Below are 25,549 nucleotides of genomic sequence, written 5' to 3'. Positions count from 1 at the left end.
AGGAATAAATTCTATTTTAAAAATTAAAAATTGAAGAATGGGACGCTCGATGTTGTTTTTAGTGCTTGGTAACCCTGCCTGAATTGGTGGGGGAAACACACGTAATGCCTTCATAGCTTCACAGTGTTTCCCCTTGCGTAGGAGGTGATCCATCTGCAGGTTCCCCTACAGATACCTTGTTACGACTTAACCCTCCTTGCTGAATCTCAGTTCGAAGACCCCAAAATGAGATATCCTTACTGAAACCCAACTCGGGTGGTTTGACGGGCGGTGTGTGCAAGGAGCAGGGGCATATTCACCGCGGATTGTTGATCCGCGATTACTACGGAATCCAGCTTCATGAGGGTGAGTTACAACCCTCAATCCGAACTACGATTGGGTTTCGAGATTGCCTTCATCTTTCGATGTCGGAGCCCATTGTCCCAACCTTTGTAGCGCGCGTGTAGCCCAGGAGATTCGGGGCATACGGACCTACCGTTGACCTCTCCTTCCTCTGTCTTAGCGACAGCGGTCCCGTTAATGTGCGTGCCCTCCGGAGAGAACACTAGCAATTAGCGGCGAGGGTCTCGTTCGTTATCTCACTTAAGAGAACGCCTTACGGTACGAACTGACGACGGCCATGCACCACCTCTCGGAAAATCAGGCAAGGTCATCAGCCTGGCCTTCATGTAACCGTCGCTCCTGGTGAGTTGTCCGGTGTTGAATCCAATTGAACCGCACGCTCCTCCCGTTGCGGTGCTCCCCCGCCAATTCCTTTAAGTTTCATCCTTGCGGACGTACTCCCCAAGCAGCAGGCTTAACAACTTCTCTCCGGCACTGGGCGCCCTCAAAGGACCCCCAACACCAAGCCCGCAGCGTTTACACCCTGGACTACCGGGGTATCTAATCCCGTTTGCGCCCCAGGGCTTCGTCCCTCACCGTCGGATTCGTTCTAGTCAGACGCCTTCGCCACCGGTGGTCCTTCTAGGATTACAGGATTTTACCCCTACCCCAGAAGTACCTCTGACCTCTCCCGATCCCAAGTCTTGCAGTCTCCCCGGAATTCGAACAGTTAAGCTGGTCGATTTACCCAAGGATTTACAAAACCGGCTACGGACGTTTTAGGCTCAATAATATCGACCACCACTCGGGCCGCGGGTATTACCGCGGCGGCTGGCACCCGTCTTACCCGGCCCTTACTTCTCTGGTTTTTTAGACCAAAGAACAGCCAACACAATGTGCTGGCACTTGGAATTCCCTCATCGGGGTTTCCCCCAGTGTGAAGTTTTCGCGACTGCTGCGCCCCGTAGGGCCTGGACTCATGTCTCAGAGTCCATCTCAGGGCTCCCTCTCTCAAGGCCCTTACGCGTCATAGGCTAGTGGGTCCGTTACACCCACTACAACCTGATACGCCGCAGACCAATCCTTGGGCACCGGAGTTTTCGACCTTGAAGCATTCCAGCTTTCGAGGTCTATGGGGTATTATTCTCAGTTTCCCGAGGTTATCCCCCACCCAAGGGCATGTTATCCGCGTGTTACTGAGCGGTCCGCCGAGACCATAATGTCTCTCGACTCGCATGTCTTAATCGAATTCCAATAGCGGTGGCCGCCGGCAGGATCAACCGGAATTGATCCCTCGACGACTCATTATTAATTGATCGCCTAGGATGTATATATCTTAAAGAATTTGGCAGAGTTACCAAGTTTCACCAGCAGTACCATTTCTTTTGAAACAGTAACTGCCATCGAGCGTCAGAACCAAGAGAGCACGTCGCGATTTCGACGGAGATCTTGATTCTCCATTCCCATTCCTTTCGCCACCAGATGCAAGCATCCAGTTCGGCGTTTTTGTCGCTGAATGTCAGCGCAGAAATCCCTTAACTTCGGTCTTATATATAACCGTTTCGGGACATCCCTTATCGAAGTGATTTTGACACTTCTATTCTCTCCATTATGGCAGGTCTATATCACCTTTTCCGTACGACGATTTTTCTGGATGTAAGGCCAACAACATCGTCTGAGCATATCTTGAACGCATAGCCAGTACGATTGAATGCTTTTCCAGAGTTCGTTAGTAAAGATCGATGCCGTATGTATAATTGATTCGGATCAACGATTTTCATTACCTGTTTGTCTGGATGAAGGAAAGAAAAAACGGGGACCGGGTGGCCCCTTTCGGTGGTTTGCTTATAATGAATTATCTAACGGCCCTTTCCACCGCCCTGGTTACCCTTTGAGCCTTTCTCCACGAGTACCCCCAGCTCCAACCAGGCCATGTCGTCCGTCACCCCTCCTATCCCAAGGTCATAGGCGACATACTGCGGATCGAGCGGATCGTCCGCAAGGATCTCGATCGGATGATCTATATCGGTCTTGTTGTTGCCGGTCGAGTGCATTATAGTATAGAGATCACCTAGATCTACATGGACAGTGTGAGTTCCCGCTGGCAGCCCGGAGGTATCCCATTAACCCCAATATATTAGGAAACCCTCTTTATTGATCTCCCGTCTGAACTGATCCGAAAAATCTGTCTGGGAATAGATGGTCACATCCCAACCTAATGTTTCATCCCAAACCGCGGTTCATCCTGATCAACTATCCATACGTGGATATAGCTCACCGATACCATCCTGGTATTGGCGATCAGGGTTGGGTCCTGCAACAGCTCGCTCTTTTCATATATGTTCATTTCCAGAGATGAGACGTCCTTCGGCTGCATACCTCCCCCAGAACCTCTCAGATCGATGATCATCATCTCTATGCGCACAAAGTTCCCGATCCTCCATTGAGGCGTAAAAACCATATTGTCAGCGAAATACACTGTTACCGGGAAATTCTCTCCTTCCCCGGGGAGAATTATAGGCACGGGAACTTCCGTTTCCTCGGCCGCATCGCAAGCAGGCAGAATAAAAATACAAGATGCCAGCATTACGACCAATAAGGCCGAAGTCTTCATTTTTTACTCAAAATACATCTCCTAAACCCCTTAGCTAACCTCCATTTTTTAGAGATCTATTATATCGATTATCGAGTGATTTAATAAAATATGGTTAATGCCTATATAAAAAATTACAATTAATAAAATTTAACTATAATTATTCGATTCAAAAAGGATTATTTAACGCTTGGATTAAATTTTATATTAACTATAGTTATTAACTTCATTGGTTTACTTTGTGAGAATATTAAGTTTGTGGCTCATAAAATTGGATATACCATCGACCACATTTCCTGGAATGGAATACCGTCCAGACAAAAGCTTTAATAACGTTTCTCGCTTTTGCAGCAAAAAAGCGGAGGTGGCCCAGCCCGGCAAGGCGATGGATTGCTAATCCATTGTTCGCAAGGACCCGGGGGTTCGAATCCCCCCCTTCGCGCCATTTTCTTATCTAGGCCCTCGGTTTTTCAGCCCAATCAGATGTTGTTCGTGCACTAGACGATCGATCAAGTTAGCGCATTCATAACCGCATCCTCTTTTTATTCGTATTTATAATTAGTAGAATTGGTTATTCACCTCCCAAATAATTAGGTTGGAATGGTTACTTCTTGAACTTCAGCAGAAAGAAAGATTAATAATGTCTTGAACCAAATTAGTTACATGGCCGATATTGAATTAACTACCATTGTTGGATTCCTGGTCGCATTGGTGGTCTCAACGATAGTGATCTACGTTGTCACCAAAATGTTTGGGCAGGAGGAAGGGATCGGTATAGCGCTCTTGGCAGCAGTTATCGGTACGGTCATTTACGCATTGACGTACTTCTTACTAGGAAACGGTCTGCTGGCAGCTGTGGTGGCCGGGATAGTATGGCTATTGGCCCTCAAGGGCCTTTACAAGATTGGTTGGGGCAAGGCATTGATCATCGCCATAATCATCTGGATATTGGCGTTTATAATCGGTCTCTTCCTTCCTACGCTTGGAGGACCCTTATAGACGGTGATGATCAGACCAATAGTGGTTATCCAGTCTAATTGGAAAACCGTGCCTTCGATATAGTTACCAATTTGCACTCCGGCCACGTAATCAGTTTTACTTGGTTGTGATCATAAATAGGGCGATCATAACATTAAATGATGGACCAGAGCTCACGAGGCTGTAATTGAACAGAACGAATGGTATGGCAAACGATTGGTCTGATAGACAATGACGTATTATAAAGCCAGATGGTAAATAGTACCCTCGAAAACCGTTCGATCAAAAAAGGAACTATAATAAACCCCAGACGCACTAAATCAAATGGTGATATAAATGGCATTGACCATGAATTGGGGGGCGCTAGGACTTGGATCGGTCATCGCATTCATCGTTGGATGGTTCATATTTGGTCTACTTGGCGCAATTGTATTAGCAGTGATAGTATTGTTTGCAATGGGGATTCTGAAATTCAGGTAGCGAATTCCAAAAAAAAGGTGTACAACGATGGGGATAAAATCCCCATTTAATTTAAATTTAGATACAGAATAGGAGACGGCGTGACGCGGATGTGAATATGTTTTCGGATCTTTGTTATGTGCACGTAGATTGTTATTGATACCTGGGACTTTGACCTTCTACCATTTGTTTTTTTGTCTAGTCGGATCAATCGGGTCATTATACATCGCCAATAACCGAATTATAAGGTCCTTTGAGGCTACGATAATCTGACATTTATAACATATATTCAATACTCCAACCTCGTATTACATACTCGATCTGGGAATTTTCAGAACGTGAGGAAATTTGCTTATACGCAGTGTCTTGATACAGAATCAGATTATCTGATTGTGCGACCCGAAATGGTCCGCCATTCATAAACAGAGGATGATGAAAAAGCCATGTACCTGTCATTGAAGATCTATGGCAATGAGAATGATGAAGGCGGCAGGATCGAAGTGTGGAAGCGGGGATCCATCACCTGCACTCACGCTGCTGGAACTCTATTTTTTAACAACAAGGAGGAACTGGATGTCCTTCTTGAAATGTTGATGAACGGTCACCCTGAGGTTAGCATTATGGAAAACAACCTCCCAACTGGATGCTTCGTCGATACGTATTACCAATGGCCACAGAGGCCGGGTTATAGGAAGTGATACGATGTTGATCACTCTGACTATTAAAAATGTGAAGGAAGGGAACGGAGGAGCTATCCAATTGAATAAAGTGGATATGGATGGTTCCAAAGAGATGGGAGAGATACACTTCGAGGACTCCGGAGAAAAGGATTGGCTGCTCATGGTCCTGATGGAGCGTCATCCGAACGTCGCTCTGATCGAGGAGGAAGGTTTGTGCGCTGGCCCGGTAAAAAAAGCGAACGAGCCCTGCTGCTTCCTTGGAGCAATGATAGAGAGTTTGTCTCAGAAAGATGAGGACAGTACTTAATTTCCTCAAGCCTCCAGCTATTTATTTTTTAATTTAGGTATGTCAAGTGGGGGGCCTTTGGTCATATGGACACATTATTTAGTCATCGACTTTAAGCCATATTCTTGTCTAGCATGCGGTTTAAGAGTTAAATTGGGATTTTTGTACACCAGACATTTGACTACACATTATCAACGACCTCATCATGACACCTTCGGGTAAGTACCTTCGAATATAATGTAATAAAATTAACTTGTTTACGTTATGGTTGGAAGTAGGGTCCGCTAGTGCCAGTATAACACGAACCGGGTCCAACAAAAGGATGGATGATCATATCAGGAATGAAAAAAAATGAAAAAGCGAAAGATGGCAAGAACGATCATGGACGAGCCGATCGAGGAGCTGGCGAGAAGGACCGATCACAAATTATTAGCCATATGGGCGGCTGACTGCGCCGAGCGGGCACTACATTATTTTGAAGAACTGCGTCCAGAAGATGATCGTCCTCGAAATGCCATAGATAAGTTACGCACATGGACACGAACGGGTGTGTTCAGGATGGCCGATATACGTAGGGACGCTCTTGCGGCACATGCGGCGGCGCGTGATGTTGAGAAGGATGACGCGGCTCGTTCCGCTGCCCGTGCCGCAGGTCAAGCGTTGGCGACCGCACATGTTCCCAGTCATGCAATCGCCGCTGCCATTTACGCGGCCACCGCTGTTCGTGACGCTACGATCCCCCATGATGCCGATGCTGCCACGGTCAAGGAGCGCGATTGGCAATATCGGCATTTGCTTGAATTAGTAGAGAACTAAAGATGATAATGGTCGCAGTAAGTCCCGCATTGAATTTCGCCATTGTTATCTGGCCCATGTATTAACCTAACGTCATCAGAAGAATGATGTATAGTGCGTAAGTGATCAGCAATACCAGGGACGTTTTCCGATCCAATCTGCTCTTCCGGTACATGAAGGCGATGAGGGTGCCGTAAAGTATCAAGGTGAACGGAAGTGTGATGGAGTAGAATTCAACCGGCACCCCTATCGGGGCAATTGCAGAGGCCATACCGAGGACCAAAAAAGTATTGGATATATTACTACCCAGCAATGTGCCTAGCAAGAGGCTGCTCTCCAATTTGCATGCTGAGGAGATGGAGACGGCCAGTTCCGGTATGGAAGTTCCAATGGCCACCACTGTCAATCCTATGACGAACTGGTCCACGCCTAGAGCGGTGGCTATGCCCACCGCCCCCATCAACACGAGTTGGGATCCCGCTACGAGCAGCAATATTCCCAGGGAGAGGAGAGCTATGTGTCGCCACCTTCTTCCGTAACCAGCAATGATATCCTTACTGGGTTTCTTCTGCAATGGCCTGGTCGTTCTGGCCGAATGTAGTATGTATAGGTTGAAGGCCACCGCCACCGTCAAAAATATCAGTGCGTCAGCCTTCGCGATGTGACCGTCCAGGCCCAAGATGGCTATGGCCATGATGGATACCATTAGGAAAAGCGCCTCTCGTTTGAGCAGTTGCATTCTCACCATCAAGGGACATATGAAGCAGGAGATTCCCAGGACCAGTCCGATATTGGCTATATTGGAACCAACGATGTTTCCGAAGGCGATGGACGGTTCGCCTTCCCAGGTGGAGATTATTGCCAACGCCGCCTCTGGTGCGGAGGTGCCAATGGCCACGACGGTAAGACCTATGACGAATGTGCTGACCCCTAAGGATACCGCCAATCGCGAGGCTCCATCGACCAACCAGTCCCCTCCGAAGTAAAGTAGGACAATACCAGCTACCAGCAAAAACGATTCCAACAACATATCCGTTCTAAAACATTCGTTTGGGCACTATCTATAATAATTACATGGTGCGATTTGCGGCCGTGAGGTTCTATTTCGAAACCTATGGCTGCACCATGAACCAGGGGGAGTCCCAGGACCTGATGCACTGCCTAAGTGGAATGGGACATACTGTCGTGTCGGAGGTCGAGTCGGCTGATGTCGCAGTGGTCAATACCTGCGTGGTCATCGCCCCCACGGAGAGAAAGATACTCCGGCGTCTGCATAAACTACAGGAATACGGCAAGAGATTGGTCATCATCGGTTGCTTAGCCTCGGTCGCCAGGGAACGATTGCTGCAGGAATTCCCTGGAGCCTTGGTCTGCGGGACTTCCGATTATCCGAGCCTCCCAGCGATCCTCAGGCAAGAGTTCGGCGTTATGGGAACGACGTTGGAAAATGACGAACTGGCGGGATCCTCGATACTGCCAATTGCCCAAGGCTGCAGGGGTTCGTGCACATATTGTATCACCAAAATAGCGAGGGGGGACCTGAAAAGCTATCCTATTGAAGAGCTGCGGGACAGGGCCAAACGTTCCCTGTCCCAAGGGGTAAGTGAAATACTGGTGACCTCCCAGGATACGGCGGGATATGGCATGGACGGCCAAGAGCGCCTACCCGACCTCCTCAGGGCGATCTGCGACCTCTCCGGGGATTTCCGCATCAGGGTGGGCATGATGAACCCGGACAACCTGAACGATATCGTCGATGATTTGGCGGAGGTCTACCAGCACCCTAACCTCTACCGTTTTTTGCACATTCCAGTACAAAGCGGCAGTGACCACATCATCCATGCCATGGGAAGGAGGTATTCCGCAAAAGTGTTCTTGGACCTGGTGAACAAGATACGTACGGCCGTCCCGGAGCTAACGATCGCCACTGATGTCATCACCGGTTTTCCCGGGGAGACCATAGAGGACCACCGGGCGACCGTTAGGCTTATGGAGGACCTACGCCCGAACATCATCAACGTCACCAGGTTCTCCGCCCGGCCGGGAACGGCGGCCGAGGGCTTGGAGGATCAGGTTCCCGGCCTTGTATCAAAGGAGCGATCGAGGGAGCTGAGCGCGCTAAGATTCCACATATCTTCGCAGATAAACTCATCGAAGGTCGGTCGGGAATATTCCGTGCTCGTAGATGAGAAGGGAAGGGGAAAGAGCGTCATGGCACGTACGGACGACTACCTCCTAGTGGTCATCCAGGACGAACTTCCGTTGTGGAAAAGGGTCCGTGTAAAGATAACCTCGGCCACCCCCACTCATTTTTACGGGTCTGTCCTCAGCGATATTGAAAATTAAATAGGGGATATCGCATCGAGGTCTCCTAGAGCCCCGTAGTGTAGTGGTCAATCATGCTGGCCTTTGGAGCCGGCGACTCCAGTTCGAATCTGGACGGGGCTACCACATTTTTCACTCGATCCTCAGATCGGGTTTCTAACCTATCCATTGGCGACAGGCGGTTAGCATAACAAAGATGATTTATCCGCGAGGAGGCATTGACCTTTCGTGGAAGCGACCTGCCTACTGGAGCTGGACATGGGTAGCGAAGAACGTGCCATGAACATCAACCGCTCATTGGAACTGGACAATGGGGACCATGCCAAGTCCTGGGTGGAGGGCCCGGTGCTCAAAGTGGAATGCAAGGCAAAAGGCCTGATGTCCCTACTGCACACCGTCGAAGACCTCATGGCCTGCCTGAAGGTGGCCGATGAGATCACCGACATGGAAGGGGATTAGGCCCCTTCCCGGACCTTGACCGCGATACCTTTGCTGAAGTCCAACATCTCCTCGCGGGTGAGCTGGGCTCGGCCGATTGCTATCAGGGTATCTTTTTGGTCCACCACCATGACCTCGTCGTGCAGGCGTATCTCCGGGTCGGCATCGATCACGAAACCGCAGAACACGTTCTTGCCTTGACGGTTGAACTCCACCGAATCGTCCATCACTGTCACGCGCATGCGCGGGGCTGGAATCCCTGCGAGCAATCTTTTAGCTCCGGCCGGCCGAAGGGTTAAGAAACCGTCCTCGGCCCTCATCGATACCACATGCTCTCCGTCAACCAGCACGTTGCGGATGCGGTCCACGTTCTTGGATTTGACCAACGACACCTGTCCGTTGAGCAATGCCTCCGCCGATCCCTTCCCGAACTGATATTCGGCCACAGCTTTCACTCGGGCCATGTCGATATTGAAACCGCCCTTGCCTTGAGAGAACATCTTTAGGACCTCCAAGGTCTCCTCCCCGTCCCAGATGGCCCCCAGTTTGTGAGTGTGTTGGTGAGCCAGGTCCTCCATCAGGCGGTCGGTTCGCTCCCTGGTCTGTTGGTCCTTCTCTTTGGGGAACAGCGATTGGGAGATCGGGTATATCTCGTCAAGTTCTATTGGGACCGGTCCGAAAGGACTGGTGACCTGGAAATGGGCGTCATTGGTCTCCAGAATGGAGTCCATCACCGATCGCATCGTCCTAGAATAGGGCTTCTCCGGCTCTTCGAAGATGATCCCCACTTCTGTATTTGGATGAACGTAGCGTTCTTTCAGCCGCTTCTGATACCTGAGAAAGGCCGGGCGGTTCAATGTTTCCGAACCGGTGTAGAAGAGGGCATGCTCGCGGCTTAATGGCTCGTACCTCTCCAGGAACTCCTGATGTTTGCCCAACGACCTCAATGCGTCCAGCAAGGCCGGGTGCGAGCGGCATCGTCTTTCCACCAGCTCCCATAGGTCCCCTTCCAATATGGCCCGTTTCACTCTTTCCAGTTCCATCTTGGATACCCACAGGTTGTGGCGGGCGATGAGCTGTGTCCTCTCGTCGTCGGGCATCTTGCGGATCTCCTCCACATCATGTCCCACGCAGGCGGGGCAATTGCATTCCAAGGCCTTCATGTCCCTTAGCCGGAAGGTTCCTTCCAGGAACATGAACCGATCGTCCCGGGCGAACTTGGCGTAAGAGGCGGAATCGAACATGTCACAGCCCAATAGGACGGCCAACGAGAAGAGCATGGGGTGCCCTGCTCCGAAAAGGTGAACTGGCCTATCGGCCCTCAATCCTTTCTTTGAAGCGACGATAACGTCAACCAGCTCGGCGAAGCGATAGGTCTCCATAAGAGGCACGACGCCACCGATCGGGTTAACGTCCACAGCCATCTCGGACATACGGTGGGCGCACATCTGTCTGAGATCGGGGTAGATGGAGCCCTGCACCACACCGGCCAATAGCATTTCGCCCTTGAGAGCCGCGGCCTCTTCCGTTCGACCCAAGGTGACCTCTATTGATTCGGCGGTCCTTTCTTTGCTCCATTCCGGCTCGGTGAAAATGTCCAGGACCGTTCCGATATCCGCCCCAATGTCCCGTTGGAACTCTACGATGTCCTGATTCTTCACGTCCACCTCCCCGTACATGTGAGATTGGAAGGAACCGGAATCGGTCATGATGACCCCCGGGAAATCGAGGAGCTCGTGCAACCCTTTGGTCAGGGCGATCTCTCGGATACGATGGTCGTTACGTATGATATATGAATTTGTGATGAGCGCCCTGAAACCGAAAACATCGTAAAGTTCCCGGGGCTTGATGGTGGTCAGGCGGGGATTGACCACTGGCAGAAGACAAGGGGTCTCCAGCTCCCCCCTCCTGGTGTGCAGACGGCAGATGCGGGCCAGGCCGTCCCTGCGAATAATCTCTAACATATGCGTCTCATTTCATCTTCCTATATTAAATGTGATACGTGGTTATAACGGGAAAGGGATATATTGTCGTCCGCGAATGGCGGCACGGTGATGCTGTGGACTCTTTTGTCATGAGTTGCCCCCATTGCGAGATACTGATCTCGATCAAGGTGCAGGACTGCGCCGAAGGCCGGGAGTTCCTATGCTCCATCTGCGGCAAGACCATCTGCATTAATTACACACCAGAGGAACTGGAAAAAATGATCGCCATGGCCAAACAGAACCAGGAACGCGCTTTGAAACGGTCATTCCCCCTAACTTTCGGTGACGTGTGAGGCTGGCAAGATGGAATTCGATAACAAGATGGTCATAGTGGTCCGCAGGGACCTGAAGCTCTCACCGGGAAAGATGGCCGCACAAGTGGCTCACGCCGCTGTGAACTGTGCTCTTAGCAGTAAGAAGAGAAAAACGATACAGTTCGAACGATGGTACAACGAGGGGCAGAAGAAAGTGGTGGTCAAGGTTCAGGACCTGGCCGAGCTGTACCGGATCAAACAGGCGGCCGAGGACGCCGGACTGGTGACATCGCTCATCACTGACGCCGGTATGACGGAACTTCCGCCAAACACCACTACCTGCCTGGGCATAGGTCCTGCACCGAACGCCGAGGTGGACCGGGTGACCGGACACCTGGGGTTGATGTGAGTGAAAGAACAGGCCCGCATACTTGGCATCGACGATGGTCCTTTTATCAAAGGGCAGGGAACCGTTCCCTTGGTCGGTGTATTGATCTGCCCTCCCGGTTACGTGGAAGGGGTATTGGTGTCCTCCTGCGCCGTAGATGGGGATGATGCGAACGAGGTAATAATCGGCATGGTGAGCACTTCCCGTTTCCGTGAGCAGGTACGTATGATAATGATCGACGGGGTGGCCTTTGGGGGTTTTAACGTTGTGGACATCTCCGCCCTTAGCACCGCTCTCGACCTACCTGTGGTCACAGTTGCGCGTGACGAACCGGACATGAATTCCATCACCTCCGCCCTGAAAGCACATTTCCCAGATTGGGAACGAAGATTGGCGATGGTCTCCAAGGAAAAGGTCCGTCCCGTGAAAATTCCCTCAGGGAGGTTGTTCATTGCATCAGCGGGTATCGAGGAGGATGACGCCGACGATGCGGTCAGGAGATGTTTGGTTCGAGGATGCCTCCCCGAGCCGGTCCGGTTGGCGCATCTGGTGGCCACGGCATTGGTGCGTGGGGAGTCCAGGGGCAATGCTTGAAACGCGCGCGCGTTAAGTGATAAATTATATCACCCCCTTTCATTCCCTTGAAATTGATGGTGGACGAGATCATCCTAAAGGTCGCCAAGAGAAGGATGAAGGAGATCGAGACGGAGCTTCCGCATCCGGATATAGCGACTCATTTCTCCGAAGATGCAGACGGCGTAGGCCAGATCGACCTTTTCTTCCAGGGCGACCTCATCGGCCGAGAATTCGTGGAGACCACCACCTCATGGAAGGAAAAAGGACGCATGGATGAGTATCGTCGAGTGCTGCAGCAGAAATTGAGGTTGGTGGTAATGGCGCCCCGGGCCGATGCCATGAAGGTCAGGATGATGATGTTGGAGCTCAACAATTGGTGGTTGTTTTATTATATGGTATATGGTTACGACTCCCAAGGCCGATTGGTGAGGGTCCTGAGACCCATCCCGCCTGACAAGAAGCAATCCTACATCACCTAGTCCGGTCAAGGATGAAAGCCTCCAGCCGCTCGTGTCCAGCATATATTCTGAGTCCTGCTTACAATCCCATATTCTTATATACAAAATCGGTAATAGAGGGCCTGCTCCTGAATTTGAGGTGAAATACTTGGCAAGAGGATTATACACTGCCAGAAAGCTGAGGAATGATCGGCAAAAGGCTCGATGGAGCGACAGGTCTTACAAGAGAAGGCTGTTGAAGCTCAAAGAAAAATCCGATCCGCTAGAGGGCGCCGCCCAGGCAAAGGGCATCGTCTTGGAAAAGGTCGGTATCGAAGCGAAACAGCCAAACTCCGCCATAAGAAAATGCGTCAAGGTTCAATTGATCAAGAACGGCCGCCAGATCACCGCTTTCGCGGTTGGGGACGGCGCCATAAACTTCATCGATGAGCATGACGAGGTCCTTGTGGAAGGTATCGGAGGTAGGATGGGTCGTTCATATGGTGACATTCCAGGCGTCAGGTTTAAGGTCATACAAGTGAACAACGTCTCCCTGAACGAATTGGTTAGGGGCAGAAAAGAGAAGCCAGTTAGGTGATTCTCGTGGATGAGAGCAGTTTCAAGTTTGATAATATCCTGCTTTTCGGCAAGTACGCCAGCAGTGAGGTCACGGTTAGAGATGGAGGATTGGCCAAGTACATTGACTTGACCCCTACCGCCGTACCACATACCTCCGCTCGTCACGCCAACAAGTGGTTCGGCAAATCCAAGGTCAACATCGTTGAACGCCTGATCAACAACATGATGAGGACCGAGGTCTTCACTGGTAAGAAGATGAAGGCATACAACGTTACTAGGAAGGCCTTCGCGATCATAGAGGAACGCACCAAGAAGAACCCCATACAGGTTCTGGTCGATGCTCTGGAGAATGCAGCCCCGAGGGAGGAGATCACTCGCCTGCAGTTCGGTGGTATTTCAGTCCCTAAAGCGGTGGATGTAGGTCCGTCGCGCCGGCTGGACATAGCCCTCCGTAACATTTCTAAGGGATCGGTGAACTCCTCGTTCAAGAATACCAAGCCTATCGAACTTTGCTTGGCCGATGAGCTTATCTTAGCCTCCAAGGGAGACATGAACAGCTTTTCCGTGGCCAAGAAGGAAGAGATCGAAAGGGTAGCCTCTTCGGCACGTTGATATTGAGGTTGGTATCATGGGCAGAAAAGAGGACAATATCAAGAGGGCTCAGCAGATCATGCTGACGCCAAAATTCATCAGGAACATAGGCACCGCCGCGCACATCGACCACGGGAAGACCACCCTGAGCGACAATCTGATCGCCGGGGCGGGTATGATGTCGGAGAACCTCGCTGGCAAACAATTGATGCTGGACTTCGACGAGCAGGAACAGGCCCGTGGCATCACCATCAATGCGGCCAACGCCTCGATGGTTCACACCTGGCACGGCGATGGTAAGGATTACCTGATCAATCTGATAGATACCCCTGGTCACGTAGACTTCGGAGGAGATGTCACCAGGGCCATGAGGGCCTTGGATGGTTGTATCATTCTCGTTTGTGCGGTCGAGGGCATCATGCCTCAGACCGAGACCGTCATACGCCAGGCCCTCAAAGAAAGGGTCAGGCCGGTTCTATTCATCAATAAGGTGGACCGTTTGGTCAACGAACTGAAGGTCACCGAGCAGGAGATGCAGCAGCGCTTTGTTCAGATCATCACCGAGGTCAACAAGAGGATCATGGCCAATTTGCCAGAGGACCTTAGGAAGAAATGGCAGGTAAAGGTCGAGGACGGCAGCGTCGCCTTCGGCTCCGCATACAACAACTGGGCCATCTCCGTTCCTTACATGAAGAAGAGCGGCATCTCCTTTAAAGACGTCTACAACTTCTGCAAGAACGAGGACCAGAAGACACTGGCCAAGAAGTCCCCGGTTCATGAAGTGCTCTTGGACATGGTCATCACCCATGTGCCCGACCCGTTTGAAGCCCAGAAGATCCGTATCCCAACCATTTGGAAGGGAGATCTTGACTCCGTGGTGGGTAAGGCCATGATGACCTGTGACCGTCAAGGTCCCACCACGTTCATGTGCACCAAGATAGTCATGGACCCCCACGCAGGCGAAGTTGCCATGGGAAGGTTGTTCTCCGGCAAGGTCGTGCGCGGACAGGAGATGTTCATTCTAGGAATGCCGAACCCTAACCGGGTGCAGACCGTGGCCATGAGCGTCGGTGCAGACCGTATCGCCGTGGAAGAAGTGGAGGCTGGGAACATCGTCGCTTTGTCCGGACTGAAGGACGCCATCTCTGGCGCCACCTGCAGTTCCGACAAGGATATGGAGCCTTTCGAGAAGATATCCCACTACACCGAACCTGTGGTCACCGTGGCCATAGAGGCTAAGCATATGAAGGACCTGCCTAAGCTGGTCGATGTACTGAGGACCGTTGGGAAGGCAGACCCGTCCATTCAGATACAGATTAACCAGGAGACCGGAGAGAATCTGCTGTCCGGCATGGGCGAGCTCCACCTTGAGATCACAAACTATCGCATAGTGAACGACTACAAAGTGGAGATCAAAGCCTCTGCTCCAATTGTGGTCTACCGCGAGCATGTGAAAGGACGGGGGGGCCCGTTCGAGGGCAAGTCCCCCAATAAGCACAACAAGTTCTACATGGTCGTCGAACCTTTAGAGGAAGCGGTCATCGAGGCCATCAAGGCCGGCGATATCAAGACCGAAGGCAAGATAAAGGACCCGAAGGCCCTGGCGAAACAGCTTTCAGACCTAGGTTTGGACAAGGACCAAGCAAAGGGCGTCGTGTGCTTCAAGAACAACAATGTTCTGATCGACACGACCAAGGGTATCCAGAATCTCCATGAGACGATGGAATTGTGCAAGCAGGCCTTCGAAGAGGCCATGAACCTCGGTCCATTGGCTGGCGAGAGGGTCACCGGCATGAAGATCATGTTGGTAGATGCTAAACTGCATGAGGATTCCATCCATCGCGGTCCTGGGCAGGTCATCCCAGCCACTCGATCCGGCATCTATGGCGCCATGTGCCAGGCCGGAAGGGTCCTGCTGGAGCCCATGACGAAGGTCTTCATCAACTGCCCACAAGACATGATGGGCGATGTGACCCGCGAACTGCAGGGACGCCGGTCGATCATCGAAGACATCCGTCAGGAACATGACGCCACCATCATAACGGCCAAGGCACCTGTTGCGGAAATGTTCGGGTTCGCTAGCGCCATCCGTGGAGCCACTCAGGGAAAGGCCTTGTGGTCTACTGAGAACTCAGGGTTCGTAAATCTCCCTGGAGAGCTGCAGGAAAAAGTAGTAGGCGACATACGAAAGAGAAAGGGACTGCACCCACAGCCCTACGACGCAGGCTACTATTCCGGCTGAGCTTGAAAAACCGTTATATAGAATGAATAATATCGAGAGGCAACCAACTCATATATATATAGAAAAAAAATGGAGGGAAACAAATGGCTGACAAACCTCACATGAATTTGGTGTTCATAGGTCACGTAGATCACGGGAAGTCTACCACCGTCGGTAGAATGCTGTTAGACACCGGTGCTATCGACCCCTACGTCATCGAAAAGTTCAAAAAGCAGGCTGACGAGAAGGGAAAGGCGACCTTTGAGTTCGCCTGGGTCATGGACAACTTGAAGGAAGAAAGGGAACGCGGTGTGACCATCGATGTGTCTCACAAGCGTTTCGATACTGACAAGTACTATTTCACCGTCATCGACGCTCCCGGTCACAGGGACTTCGTCAAGAACATGATCACTGGTACCAGCCAGGCCGACGCCGCCGTCGTTGTCTGCTCCGGTATCGAGGGGCCCCAGGCCCAGACCAAGGAGCACATTTTCCTTGCCAAGACCTTGGGTGTAAAGCAGATCATCATAGCCATCAACAAGATGGATGCCGTCAAGCCCGCCTTCGACGAGGCCGCATTTAACAAGGCTAAAGCGGAGATCAGCACACTATTGAAGTCCGTTGGTTTTAAACTGGACGACATCCCCGTAATACCCATAAGCGCTTACAAGGGCGACAACTGCGCTAAGAGGTCCGATAACATGCCCTGGTTCAAGGGAGACACCTTGCTTGAAGCCCTCAACAAGCTGAAGCTACCGGCCTCCACAGAGGGTCTGGCCCTGCGCCTGCCTATCCAGGATGTATACACCATCACCGGCATCGGGACCGTCCCTGTCGGCCGTGTCGAAACTGGAATTCTTAAGCCAGAAATGAAGATCATCTTCATGCCATCCAACAAGGTTGGAGAGGTCAAGAGCATTGAGATGCATCACGAGATTATGCCCTTTGCCAAGCCCGGCGACAACGTCGGCTTTAACGTTAGGGGCATAGCCAAGAACGATGTTAAGAGGGGAGATGTTGCCGGCCCGATCGACAACCCGCCCACCGTGGCCAAGACATTTGTGGCTCAGATCGTGGTCCTGAACCACCCAACCGCAATCCCGGTCGGTTACACCCCGGTCTTCCACTGCCACACCGCACAGGTCGCCTGCACTTTCATCGAACTGATGAAGAAGATGGACCCCAAGACCGGACAGGTCAAAGAGGAGAACCCCACCTTCCTTAAGACCGGTGATGTCGCGATCGTCAAGGTCATGCCTACCAAGCCATTTGTCGTCGAGAAGGCGAAGGACTTCCCACAGCTGGGCAGGTTCGCCATCCGCGATATGGGTCAGACAGTGGCCGCTGGTATGTGCATCGATGTTGAAAAGAAGGAGATGTAAACCCTTTTCCACCCTTTCCATTTTGGGGATTAACCTATGGCACAGAGAGCAAGGATATCATTGAGCGGCACCGACCCTATGAAGGTGGACAGTGTCTGTATGCAGATCAAGCAGATCTCCACCCGCACCGGTGTGGCTATTCGCGGACCGATTCCGCTGCCCACCAAGAGGTTGCAGGTACCCTGCCGTAAAAGCCCAGACGGAGAGGGCTCCGAGACATGGGACAGGTGGGAGATGCGCATACACAAGCGCCTCATCGACCTGGATGCGGATGAAAGGGCCCTGAGGCAACTGATGAGGATCCAAGTCCCTGACGGGGTCAACATCGAGATAGTGCTCAGGTCCTGAGATCAAAATCCTTTACCAAATATCTTCTCATTTTTGACCTTACTGTTTTTGTAATCGATATCCTATAATCGTTACCGTGGCCAATCCCACGATCTTCGGCATCGACATCTATGATGTGTTGTTCTTCATCGGGATACTGATCCTGACAATGGCCCTAGCCAGAGGTACGTACGCTTTGGTCAGAAGGGGTTTGGACCTTAGAACAGGAAAAAAAATCTCTAAAATATTCGCCAATCTGGCCCAATATGTCATTTTGTTTCTGGGCGTTGGATACGGAGTGTTTTACGGCCTTCGACTTGACACCGCCGCCCTCGCGGCCTCGATGGGCCTCCTCGGTATCGCCATCGCGTTCTCGTCCCAGCAGATAATTCAGAACTTCGTGGCAGGAATAATGGTTGCGGTCCAACGCCGTATACAGATGGAAGATTGGATCGAGATCACTGATGTAGCTAGCAATAGGGCGGCAAGGGTAGTGGACATATCCTTGACCAAGACCACGCTCAGAGACCCAGGCGGTCGTATCACCATCGTGCCCAACTCAATTCTGATCTCCTCGCGGGTGATCAACTACACCCAATCCGGATTCGTCAGGATCGACATTCCGTTTCCGCTTCCGATCGATGCCGATCGAAAACTGGTGATGGAACTTATCTTGCAGGTGCTGGAAGATCACGAAAAGGTCCTTCCGAACGTTCAGGGGGAGGAACGTTCCGCCTTACAGACCGCTTTGGGAATCCTAAAATTGAAGCAACTCCTAGGCAACAGGATCGACATGGACCAGTTCATTCCACAGGTGTTCGTGAGCGAGGTCACGACGCTCAGGACGATGCTAAGCATCAGGATATGGATAAGAGAGATCCAGCTGCGAGAGAATATCATCTCGGAGATACTGAACGAGGTCCTTGACCGATTGGATAAGGCGGGTCTAAAACCTAATTGAACGCAAGGAACTTAAATCGGACGCTCTTACATAACCAGGATGGAAGAGGTCATTATCTTTGGGGTGTCCGTCACCGATCTCATCGCATTCGTCCTCATAGCGCTGGTCACGATCCTGATAGCGAAGGGGACCAACATATTGGTGAGGCGACTATTGGACGAGCATCTGGCACATAATCATTCCAAGGCCATCGCCAGGATTTATCAGTATGCGGTTCTGACTACAGGTGTCTACCTGGGATTCTGGGAGATACTGGGACTGGACCTGGCCGCATTACTAGCATCGTTAGGCATATTAGGTCTGGGGGTCGCTCTGGCCTCCCAGCAGATACTCATGAACGCGTTCGCCGGATTGCTTCTTTCGGTCATTCGCCCGATCAGGGTCGATGAGTGGGTGGAAGTGTCCGGCCTGCCCTTGACCGGGATGGCCAGGGTAAAGGACATAAACCTTACGAACACGGTCCTCAAGGACTTGGACGGCAGGTTGCTGTACGTTCCCAACTCCTTTATGGTCACCAACAAGGTGATCAACTATTCCCGTGCCGGCTTCGTGGCCATACGCATTCCGGTATGGTTACGTTCTCTGCATAATTTTGACCACATCAAGGTCATCGTATTGGACGTGGCCTACAACAATCTCTACATACTTCCGCACGTGGGGGAGGAGGAGCAGAAGAAGGTATCCAAGATATTCGAGCTCAACAGCGTCCGAAGATATCTGGAGAAGAGGATCGATATGTCCACCTTCGCCCCCAGTATCATAATTAAGGATATTCAGGGAGAGAAGGTTCTGGTCGAGATCAAGATCTGGATAAGGGATATCGCCAGACGCGATCAGATCGTCACCGATTACCTGGACAGCTTGCGGAGAAGGTTCACCGATGAAAACATCGAGTTCGGTGACATTTAGGCCGAGAACTTATTTTATCCGGTTGAGCATACCCAAGGCCGATGCGTAGCGATGCGGTCAAGAAAGGGGTGGACCGGGCCCCACAGCGCAGCCTATTGCGAGCCACCGGTCTGACCGATGAAGATATGGAGAAACCGCTCATCGGTATCGCCAACTCCTGGAACGACGTAGTTCCAGGTCACATCCACCTTAATGAACTGGCCGAAGAGGTCCGCCAAGGTATCATCGAGGCGGGAGGGGTACCCCTGACCTTCGGAGTACCCGGCGTATGCGACGGAGTGGCCATGGGACACTCGGGAATGCGCTATTCTCTGGTCTCTCGCGATGTTATCTCCGACTGCGTGGAGATCATGGTGCAGGCTCATTGCATGGACGGCTGGGTCGGTGTCACAAACTGTGACAAGATCACCCCTGGCATGTTGATGGCTGCCGGAAGAATGGACCTGCCAGCCATTATTCTTACCGGTGGGGCCATGGAGCCAGGGGAGATGGATGGCCGCCCGCTCGACCTACAGAGCGTGTTCGAAGCCTTGGGTGCCAACAAGGCAGGGAAGATGGCCGAAGAGGAGGTCCTAAGGATCGAACGTTGCGCCTGCCCGGGAAAGGGAGCCTGTTCCGGACTTTTCACGGCCAACACCATGGCATGCCTGACCGAGGCCATGGGCATGAGCATCAGCGGTTGCGGCAGCATGCTGGCCACCGATCCTCGAAAGAAAGAGTTGGCCAGGGAGACCGGCAGAAGAATAGTGCAACTTGTAAAAGAAGGAATGAACGCCCGCAAGATCGTAAGAAAGGGGTCCATGATGAACGCCATCATTCTGGACATGGCCATCGGGGGTTCAAGCAATACTGCCCTGCACATACCGGCCATTGCTGCGGATTTCGGCCTGGAGGTCCACCTTAAGGATTTCGATGAGATATCCAGGAACGTCCCTCATCTTACCAGTATCAAACCGAGCGGCCCATATTACATCAAGGACTTTGATAAGGCCGGCGGTGTCCCCGGCATGCTTAAGCGTTTGCGGAACGAGCTATACGACGAGATGACGGTCAACGGGATCAGCATCAGGGAGGTCGCAGATAGAGCCATAATAACTGATGAGGAGATCATCCGGCCACTCTCACGCCCGTTCCACAAGGAAGGGGGCATAGCGGTCCTCTACGGTAACATAGCTCCGGAAGGCTCGGTTGTGAAACAGGCCGCTGTCTCCCCGGAGATGATGACCTTCGTCGGTAAGGCCAAGGTCTTTGATTCCGAGCAGGACGCACACGCCGCCATCTCCGCTAGGAAGATCGAGGCAGGCGATGTGGTCGTCATCAGATACGAAGGACCGAAAGGAGGACCAGGCATGCCTGAGATGCTCTCCCCCACCAGTCTCATTGCTGGAATGGGTCTGTCAGATTCAGTGGCGCTCATCACCGATGGACGCTTCTCGGGGGCCACCAGGGGACCGTGTATCGGACATGTCTGCCCGGAGGCTTTTGACAGAGGACCGATCGCCGCCATCCAGAATGGTGACCGTATCTCCATAGATATCCCCGGGCGAAAGATCGAACTATTGGTCCCGGAAGGAGAGATCGAAAAACGCCTGGCCAAGGTGAAGCTGGTCGATAGGCATCCTACCGGGGTGCTGGCAAAATACCGCCGTATGGTCGGTGGGGCCTCCAACGGTGCGATATGCCGCTGAGCACGAAACCTTTTTATTTATATTTCATTTATGCGGCCACACTGGGCGGGTAGATCAGCTCGGAAGATCGCCTGCTTTGCAAGCAGGAAGTCCCGGGTTCAAATCCCGGCCCGTCCACTTTTTTCTTAAGATCCTTATCCAAGTGGATCTGTGGGAACGAGATCGTTCATTGTAGGCAGAGTGGCCCATAGCGATTTTTCATCACGATCTTATCTGTTAGAGGCGCGGACCTCTGTCGCGATGACCAAAGGGAGCGATGCATTAGAAACATAACAGGGGTAATAACCCATTATAAAACTGAACGATCCACCTTCGATCATCCACCATTTCCAAATTTTGCTTATCAACGGAGAATGCCAAATGATATTCCCCAGTAGGACGATACACTCTCCAGGGTATAAATGGTCAAAGAAGGGTACGAGGAATATCTCAAGGGGAAGAAGGTCGAGGCAGGTCGGATCGGGGCAATGGTCACAAACGTCAAGGATTTCGAGAGATACATCGATTCCTTTGATCACTGCATCGATGACTGTGAAATCGATCTCATGAACGATTTTCTAGCCCAGCTGATCGAAAAGGGTGAGAATTCTCCTGATAATCTCGTAGCTGTGGCCAGATATTGCGCCTTCTGTGACAGACCAGACCTTTTCATCCACTTAGCCACCATCCTGAACTCCTATGACATCCTCCCATTGATGGAGAGGAGGATGGGAGAGATGATGGGAGAGAGCCGCAAGGAGGCGGTGTTCTTCGGGTTCGATAAACCGCCCCTCGGAACACCTCCCGAAGAATATCCTCATCTGACCCACCGGATAATAGAGCGCATGGAGAACGAGCTAACTCCCGATCAATGCCGGTCCGTACTCACTTGGAACTATCATGAGATACCAAAAGAATCGTTTTCGGGAAAGAAGGCCAGGTTCGAAGAGGCTTCCTCCCTGGACGAGTTCCTGATCAAAGAGCATCAGGATCTGGTCAAGGAGCTAAAGGACTGCCTCCGGACGGGCAAGGTCTGGTATGAGCAGGAGGTCACCAAAGAGTTCGTGGACCACGTTGTCTCCGACCAGAGGTTGCAGACCGGCATCCGCAAAGGTGACCGTATAATCTGCGAAAAGGTACCTTTTGATCCCAAGCGGTTTTACACCGAAAGGAACCCCCAATTACGCAGATATCATTACTGCCATTGTCCCCTGGTCAGATCGGCGATCAAGAAGGGTATGCCAAAGATATCCTCATCGTTCTGCTATTGCAGCGCGGGCTTCACCAAGTTACCTTGGGATGTCATATTCGATGAGCCAGTTGAAGTGGACGTACTGAAAAGCGTACTTGCCGGGGACGATAGCTGCGTATTCTCGATCAAGATCCCAGAAGGAAAAATGAAGTGACGAGAATGGTCCCCCTCACCACCCATATTATATTTTTATCGGGTACCGATGGTCATATGATAAATTGAATCGGACGCAGCTATCGTTCAATATTGTAATATAGCGCACAAATAATGAAAATATGATCCCATGGATGGAAGATGCCTACCAGCCTTATTGATGGCTTCATTACTGGTGTTCTCGTCAGGACTGGGCTTATCGTTGTCAAGTCGGACAGCTGCTGGTGATCCAGTGGATATCACCTCGGAGATACTCGAAAGCTGGGATGGTCAGAACGTCATCGATCAGACCGAACGATTGTGCACGATCTCGTCTAGCCATAACGCGTATCGCGTGAGCGGGTCGGAGGGAGCGAACGAGGCCGCCGACCTCATCAGAGACCAGTTCCAGGATTACGGTCTGCAGGTTCATGAAGAGAGCTTTGATCTGCCTATCTGGAACCTATTATCTTCACCGACCATGTTCTACGACATTGACGGAAACATATCTACTACCGAAGACGCGTTGGAATTGGAGTCGTTCAATGCCGATGGGTATAGTATGCCCACCCCCGTTGATGGGGCCCTTTACGAATTGGTCACTCTACCCCTGCCACATATCAGTTATTCCTCAGAGGTCGGGGGAATGCCCATCGACAGGGACACCTGGAATTCCATCAACACCACCGGAAAGGTCCTTATGATGGGAAGAGAGGTCCGATGGTCACCTAATTGGGAACAGGTGTTCAAGGAGAAGTTGGAGTCCGAACCTCCGGTAGCTATCATATTCTTCTATTGGTATTCTTGGATGAGCTACGCCGAGGAGTACTCCCAGTCGTCCACCGGAGGGAGGCCCCTCGGTATCGTTGGCCCGGTGTTCTGGGACCTGAACATCGCCGTAGGTTCGCTCAATTATACCCAGGGACATATGTTGAAAGAACTTGCCCATAACAATTCCGAGCTCCGGGTGAGTATCGAGATACGATCGCGGATCACAGAAGGTCAGCATCGCAACATCATCGCGGACATTCCATCATCCTCCGGCTCGAGCCAGTACGTTATTCTGGGAGCTCATTACGACACGGTCATGTGTGAAGGCTACATCGACAATTCCGCAAGCGTAGCTACGTTGTTGGAGATAGGCAGGATGGTCCAGCAGGCCATGGATTCCGGGAAATTTGAAATGCAGCATGGTCTTCGGATCATTGCCTTTGCGGGTGAGGAGCTTGGTTTGGCCGGTTCCATCAATTATGTGAACGCCCACCGTGATGAAATGGCCGATATTGTTTCGGCCCTCATAGTGGACTGCATCGGTTCTCAGACCTTGCAGGTAACGGACCCGGGTCCTTCAGGGGACTTTGACCTAAGTTCACTGGCAGATATTGCGGCGCAACAGTTGAACAGCTCATATGTGGTGGAGGACATCACTGGTTCGGATCACTCTTCCTTCCTGAACCCCGCTGGTGTCGCCGAGACCTATAATTGGTATTGGCAAGAGGACCTGGACCTCCATGGTGTACAGGGGGTCGTGAGCTCCATGCTGTTCTGTTCCTACCCCATCACCATATATGAAAGTTCGACCGGATCCATACGTGGTCACATTCACACCCCATCCGATTCCATATCGGGGGTCCAGGACACGGATTGGATCAACAAGGACCAGCTACAGGATCAAGCCGAGCTCGTCGCCCTGACCACCCTTTACGCCATCGACATCAGATCCCTGGACCAGGGCTGGGATTGGATATATCTGATGCCGATCATGATGGTCGCGATCATTGTGTGTGGTTACATCATCTTCCGTCAAGTGCAGCGACACCGACCCTAGTCGGATATTATTATCCAACGGGAACCCTTCGTGTTATAAAAATTAAAAAAAGGAAATGGTTTGAAAGAGGTTCAGCCACTGGATCGGCTCTGGGCCTTTATTTTCTCGGCTTCCCGACGGTCTTTGGCCATGTCCTCTTCCAGTTTCTTTTGGTCCATGCGAAGCTCCTCTTGAGTGGGGATCGGACCTAACATGTGCTCCGCCGTGCCGATAGACCTCTCTATGTCCTCCATCTTGGATATCTCGCGCTCCGGCACCTTCTTGGACCCGCCAATGTATTCGGAGATGCCCTCCACCAGCCTGGTGATCTCGAAAGGCAGCACGATCTTGGTGGCCTGCCCCTCCCCCAGCTTCTTGACCGCCTCCAATGATAGGACCGTCAGAGCCTTGGCGTCCAATGTGCTGGCGCCCACGCTTAATATCCTGAGCTTCTGAGCCTCACCTTGGCTTTCCAGAATGATGGCCAACCGCTCACCTTCTGCCTCAAGGATCTTGGACTGCCGCAGACCCTCGGCTTGCAGAACACGGGAGCGCTTCTCACCTTCGGCGTTCAGGATGGCGGCGGTCTTGGCACCATCAGCCTTCAATATGGCCGCCCTCCTCAGTCGCTCGGCGGAGGTCTGCTCCTCCATGGCCTGTTTGACCTTCGGGGCAGGGTCGATCTCCCTGATCTCCACCGCTTCCACCTTGACACCCCATTGATCGGTGGCTTCGTCCAAGATGTCCCTGAGCTTCAGATTGATCTTCTCACGATTTGAGAGTATCTCATCTAGGTCCATGTCACCTATGATGGACCTAAGGGTGGTCTGTGCCAGATATACGGTGGCTAACCGGTAGTCGGTGACCTCGAAGAAGGCTTTCTTGGGATCTACCACCTTCACATAGATGATGGCGTCAACGTTCACCGGCGAGTTATCCTTGGTGATGACCTCCTGACGAGGAACGTCCAGCACCATTGTTCTGAGATCGATCTTGACCGTCTCGTTTATCAGCGGTGCTACATAATTGAACCCGGGATTGAGTATCTTGATATAACTTCCCAATCTGATGTAAATGGCCTGCTCGTAAGGCCGGATGATCTTCACTCCATTTACCACTATGACGATGGCCGCTATAATTGCCAACATCAACAAACCCAATATTTCAGGACCTATTGCCATGATTATCTCCTCGTTAATTTGATCA

Annotated in this window: 25 protein-coding genes, 3 tRNA genes and 1 rRNA gene; 22 read left to right on the top strand and 7 right to left on the bottom strand. The window is 51.7% G+C overall.

Translation table 11 applies throughout. The features are described 5' to 3' along the window. Positions 1 to 139: 139 nt before the first annotated feature. From VMW85_03855 to VMW85_03845, 3 genes are all read right to left on the bottom strand, one after another. A 16S ribosomal RNA gene (locus VMW85_03855) occupies positions 140 to 1,608 on the bottom strand. 572 nt (positions 1,609 to 2,180) lie between these two features. Beyond that, positions 2,181 to 2,375 carry a hypothetical protein gene (locus VMW85_03850; GenBank protein ID HUT27162.1) on the bottom strand — a complete coding sequence of 65 codons (195 nt, stop codon included), beginning with the start codon at positions 2,373 to 2,375 and terminating at the stop codon, positions 2,181 to 2,183. A gap of 161 nt (positions 2,376 to 2,536) precedes the next feature. After that, the gene (locus tag VMW85_03845) at positions 2,537 to 2,917 is read right to left on the bottom strand and encodes a hypothetical protein (protein HUT27161.1); all 381 of its coding nucleotides are present in this window, start codon (positions 2,915 to 2,917) and stop codon (positions 2,537 to 2,539) included. 355 nt (positions 2,918 to 3,272) lie between these two features. On the opposite strand from VMW85_03845, the gene VMW85_03840 reads away from it, so the two are divergent. The 4 genes from VMW85_03840 to VMW85_03825 all read left to right on the top strand — a co-directional run bounded on the left by VMW85_03840 (position 3,273) and on the right by VMW85_03825 (position 5,338). Next, positions 3,273 to 3,359: transfer RNA gene (locus VMW85_03840), tRNA-Ser, on the top strand. Between the two features lie 200 nt (positions 3,360 to 3,559). Next, the gene (locus tag VMW85_03835; GenBank protein HUT27160.1) at positions 3,560 to 3,913 is read left to right on the top strand and encodes a hypothetical protein; all 354 of its coding nucleotides are present in this window, start codon (positions 3,560 to 3,562) and stop codon (positions 3,911 to 3,913) included. An 881-nt stretch (positions 3,914 to 4,794) separates the two neighbouring features. Continuing rightward, on the top strand, positions 4,795 to 5,049 hold the full coding sequence (locus tag VMW85_03830) for a hypothetical protein (protein HUT27159.1): 255 nt from the start codon (positions 4,795 to 4,797) through the stop codon (positions 5,047 to 5,049). 4 nt (positions 5,050 to 5,053) lie between these two features. Then, positions 5,054 to 5,338 (top strand): hypothetical protein, encoded by a 285-nt coding sequence (locus VMW85_03825; protein ID HUT27158.1) that lies wholly within the window; start codon positions 5,054 to 5,056, stop codon positions 5,336 to 5,338. Positions 5,339 to 5,842: 504 nt separating this feature from the next. Here the strand turns inward: VMW85_03825 and VMW85_03820 are convergent. Beyond that, a complete protein-coding gene (locus VMW85_03820; protein ID HUT27157.1) occupies positions 5,843 to 6,109 on the bottom strand; it encodes a hypothetical protein in 267 nt (88 codons plus the stop codon). A gap of 85 nt (positions 6,110 to 6,194) precedes the next feature. After that, a complete protein-coding gene (locus VMW85_03815; GenBank protein ID HUT27156.1) occupies positions 6,195 to 7,136 on the bottom strand; it encodes a calcium/sodium antiporter in 942 nt (313 codons plus the stop codon). A gap of 50 nt (positions 7,137 to 7,186) precedes the next feature. Between VMW85_03815 and VMW85_03810 the strand changes: the two genes are divergently transcribed. From VMW85_03810 to VMW85_03800, 3 genes are all read left to right on the top strand, one after another. Beyond that, the gene (locus tag VMW85_03810) at positions 7,187 to 8,458 is read left to right on the top strand and encodes a tRNA (N(6)-L-threonylcarbamoyladenosine(37)-C(2))-methylthiotransferase (GenBank protein ID HUT27155.1); all 1,272 of its coding nucleotides are present in this window, start codon (positions 7,187 to 7,189) and stop codon (positions 8,456 to 8,458) included. Between the two features lie 29 nt (positions 8,459 to 8,487). Next, positions 8,488 to 8,563 (top strand) — tRNA-Gln (locus VMW85_03805). Positions 8,564 to 8,665: 102 nt separating this feature from the next. Beyond that, complete coding sequence (locus VMW85_03800; protein ID HUT27154.1) at positions 8,666 to 8,896, top strand: KEOPS complex subunit Pcc1; 231 nt, start codon at positions 8,666 to 8,668, stop codon at positions 8,894 to 8,896. On the opposite strand, the gene tgtA is transcribed toward VMW85_03800, so the two are convergent. After that, positions 8,893 to 10,839: a tRNA guanosine(15) transglycosylase TgtA gene (gene tgtA / locus VMW85_03795; protein HUT27153.1), complete on the bottom strand. Its 1,947-nt coding sequence runs from the start codon at positions 10,837 to 10,839 to the stop codon at positions 8,893 to 8,895. The genes VMW85_03800 and tgtA overlap by 4 nt on opposite strands. 95 nt (positions 10,840 to 10,934) lie before the next feature. Here tgtA and VMW85_03790 point away from each other — a divergent pair, with 95 nt between their 5' ends. The 15 genes from VMW85_03790 (at position 10,935) to VMW85_03720 (ending at position 24,364) form a co-directional block, all read left to right on the top strand. Beyond that, positions 10,935 to 11,153: a hypothetical protein gene (locus VMW85_03790; protein HUT27152.1), complete on the top strand. Its 219-nt coding sequence runs from the start codon at positions 10,935 to 10,937 to the stop codon at positions 11,151 to 11,153. Between the two features lie 10 nt (positions 11,154 to 11,163). After that, positions 11,164 to 11,523 (top strand): peptidyl-tRNA hydrolase Pth2, encoded by a 360-nt coding sequence (gene pth2, locus VMW85_03785; protein ID HUT27151.1) that lies wholly within the window; start codon positions 11,164 to 11,166, stop codon positions 11,521 to 11,523. After that, entirely contained in the window at positions 11,524 to 12,096 is a 573-nt protein-coding gene (locus VMW85_03780) for a DUF99 family protein (protein HUT27150.1), read from the top strand. 56 nt (positions 12,097 to 12,152) lie between these two features. After that, positions 12,153 to 12,557, top strand: a complete 405-nt coding sequence (locus VMW85_03775) for a hypothetical protein (GenBank protein HUT27149.1) — start codon at positions 12,153 to 12,155, stop codon at positions 12,555 to 12,557. Positions 12,558 to 12,684: 127 nt separating this feature from the next. After that, on the top strand, positions 12,685 to 13,113 hold the full coding sequence (locus tag VMW85_03770; GenBank protein HUT27148.1) for a 30S ribosomal protein S12: 429 nt from the start codon (positions 12,685 to 12,687) through the stop codon (positions 13,111 to 13,113). Continuing rightward, the gene (locus tag VMW85_03765) at positions 13,110 to 13,706 is read left to right on the top strand and encodes a 30S ribosomal protein S7 (protein ID HUT27147.1); all 597 of its coding nucleotides are present in this window, start codon (positions 13,110 to 13,112) and stop codon (positions 13,704 to 13,706) included. Before VMW85_03770 ends, VMW85_03765 begins: the two co-directional genes overlap by 4 nt. Before the next feature lie 16 nt (positions 13,707 to 13,722). After that, entirely contained in the window at positions 13,723 to 15,927 is a 2,205-nt protein-coding gene (locus VMW85_03760) for an elongation factor EF-2 (GenBank protein ID HUT27146.1), read from the top strand. An 83-nt stretch (positions 15,928 to 16,010) separates the two neighbouring features. Further along, positions 16,011 to 17,288 (top strand): translation elongation factor EF-1 subunit alpha, encoded by a 1,278-nt coding sequence (tuf, locus tag VMW85_03755; protein ID HUT27145.1) that lies wholly within the window; start codon positions 16,011 to 16,013, stop codon positions 17,286 to 17,288. Between the two features lie 36 nt (positions 17,289 to 17,324). Further along, positions 17,325 to 17,636 carry a 30S ribosomal protein S10 gene (gene rpsJ, locus VMW85_03750; protein ID HUT27144.1) on the top strand — a complete coding sequence of 104 codons (312 nt, stop codon included), beginning with the start codon at positions 17,325 to 17,327 and terminating at the stop codon, positions 17,634 to 17,636. 76 nt (positions 17,637 to 17,712) lie between these two features. Then, complete coding sequence (locus VMW85_03745) at positions 17,713 to 18,576, top strand: mechanosensitive ion channel domain-containing protein (protein HUT27143.1); 864 nt, start codon at positions 17,713 to 17,715, stop codon at positions 18,574 to 18,576. A gap of 39 nt (positions 18,577 to 18,615) precedes the next feature. Next, the gene (locus VMW85_03740) at positions 18,616 to 19,485 is read left to right on the top strand and encodes a mechanosensitive ion channel domain-containing protein (GenBank protein HUT27142.1); all 870 of its coding nucleotides are present in this window, start codon (positions 18,616 to 18,618) and stop codon (positions 19,483 to 19,485) included. Between the two features lie 41 nt (positions 19,486 to 19,526). Next, positions 19,527 to 21,173, top strand: a complete 1,647-nt coding sequence (gene ilvD, locus VMW85_03735) for a dihydroxy-acid dehydratase (protein ID HUT27141.1) — start codon at positions 19,527 to 19,529, stop codon at positions 21,171 to 21,173. 43 nt (positions 21,174 to 21,216) lie between these two features. Further along, a tRNA-Ala gene (locus VMW85_03730) sits at positions 21,217 to 21,290 on the top strand. A gap of 284 nt (positions 21,291 to 21,574) precedes the next feature. Continuing rightward, a complete protein-coding gene (locus VMW85_03725; GenBank protein ID HUT27140.1) occupies positions 21,575 to 22,558 on the top strand; it encodes a DUF6144 family protein in 984 nt (327 codons plus the stop codon). A gap of 129 nt (positions 22,559 to 22,687) precedes the next feature. Next, positions 22,688 to 24,364, top strand: a complete 1,677-nt coding sequence (locus tag VMW85_03720) for a M28 family peptidase (GenBank protein HUT27139.1) — start codon at positions 22,688 to 22,690, stop codon at positions 24,362 to 24,364. Between the two features lie 71 nt (positions 24,365 to 24,435). On the opposite strand, the gene VMW85_03715 is transcribed toward VMW85_03720, so the two are convergent. After that, positions 24,436 to 25,524, bottom strand: coding sequence for an SPFH domain-containing protein (locus VMW85_03715; protein ID HUT27138.1), 1,089 nt, complete (start codon positions 25,522 to 25,524; stop codon positions 24,436 to 24,438). Between the last annotated feature and the right edge of the window lie 25 nt (positions 25,525 to 25,549).

It is taken from the genome of Methanomassiliicoccales archaeon (assembly GCA_035527755.1).
Taxonomy (GTDB): Archaea; Thermoplasmatota; Thermoplasmata; order Methanomassiliicoccales; family UBA472; genus UBA472.
This window is presented reverse-complemented; position numbering and strand designations above follow the sequence as displayed.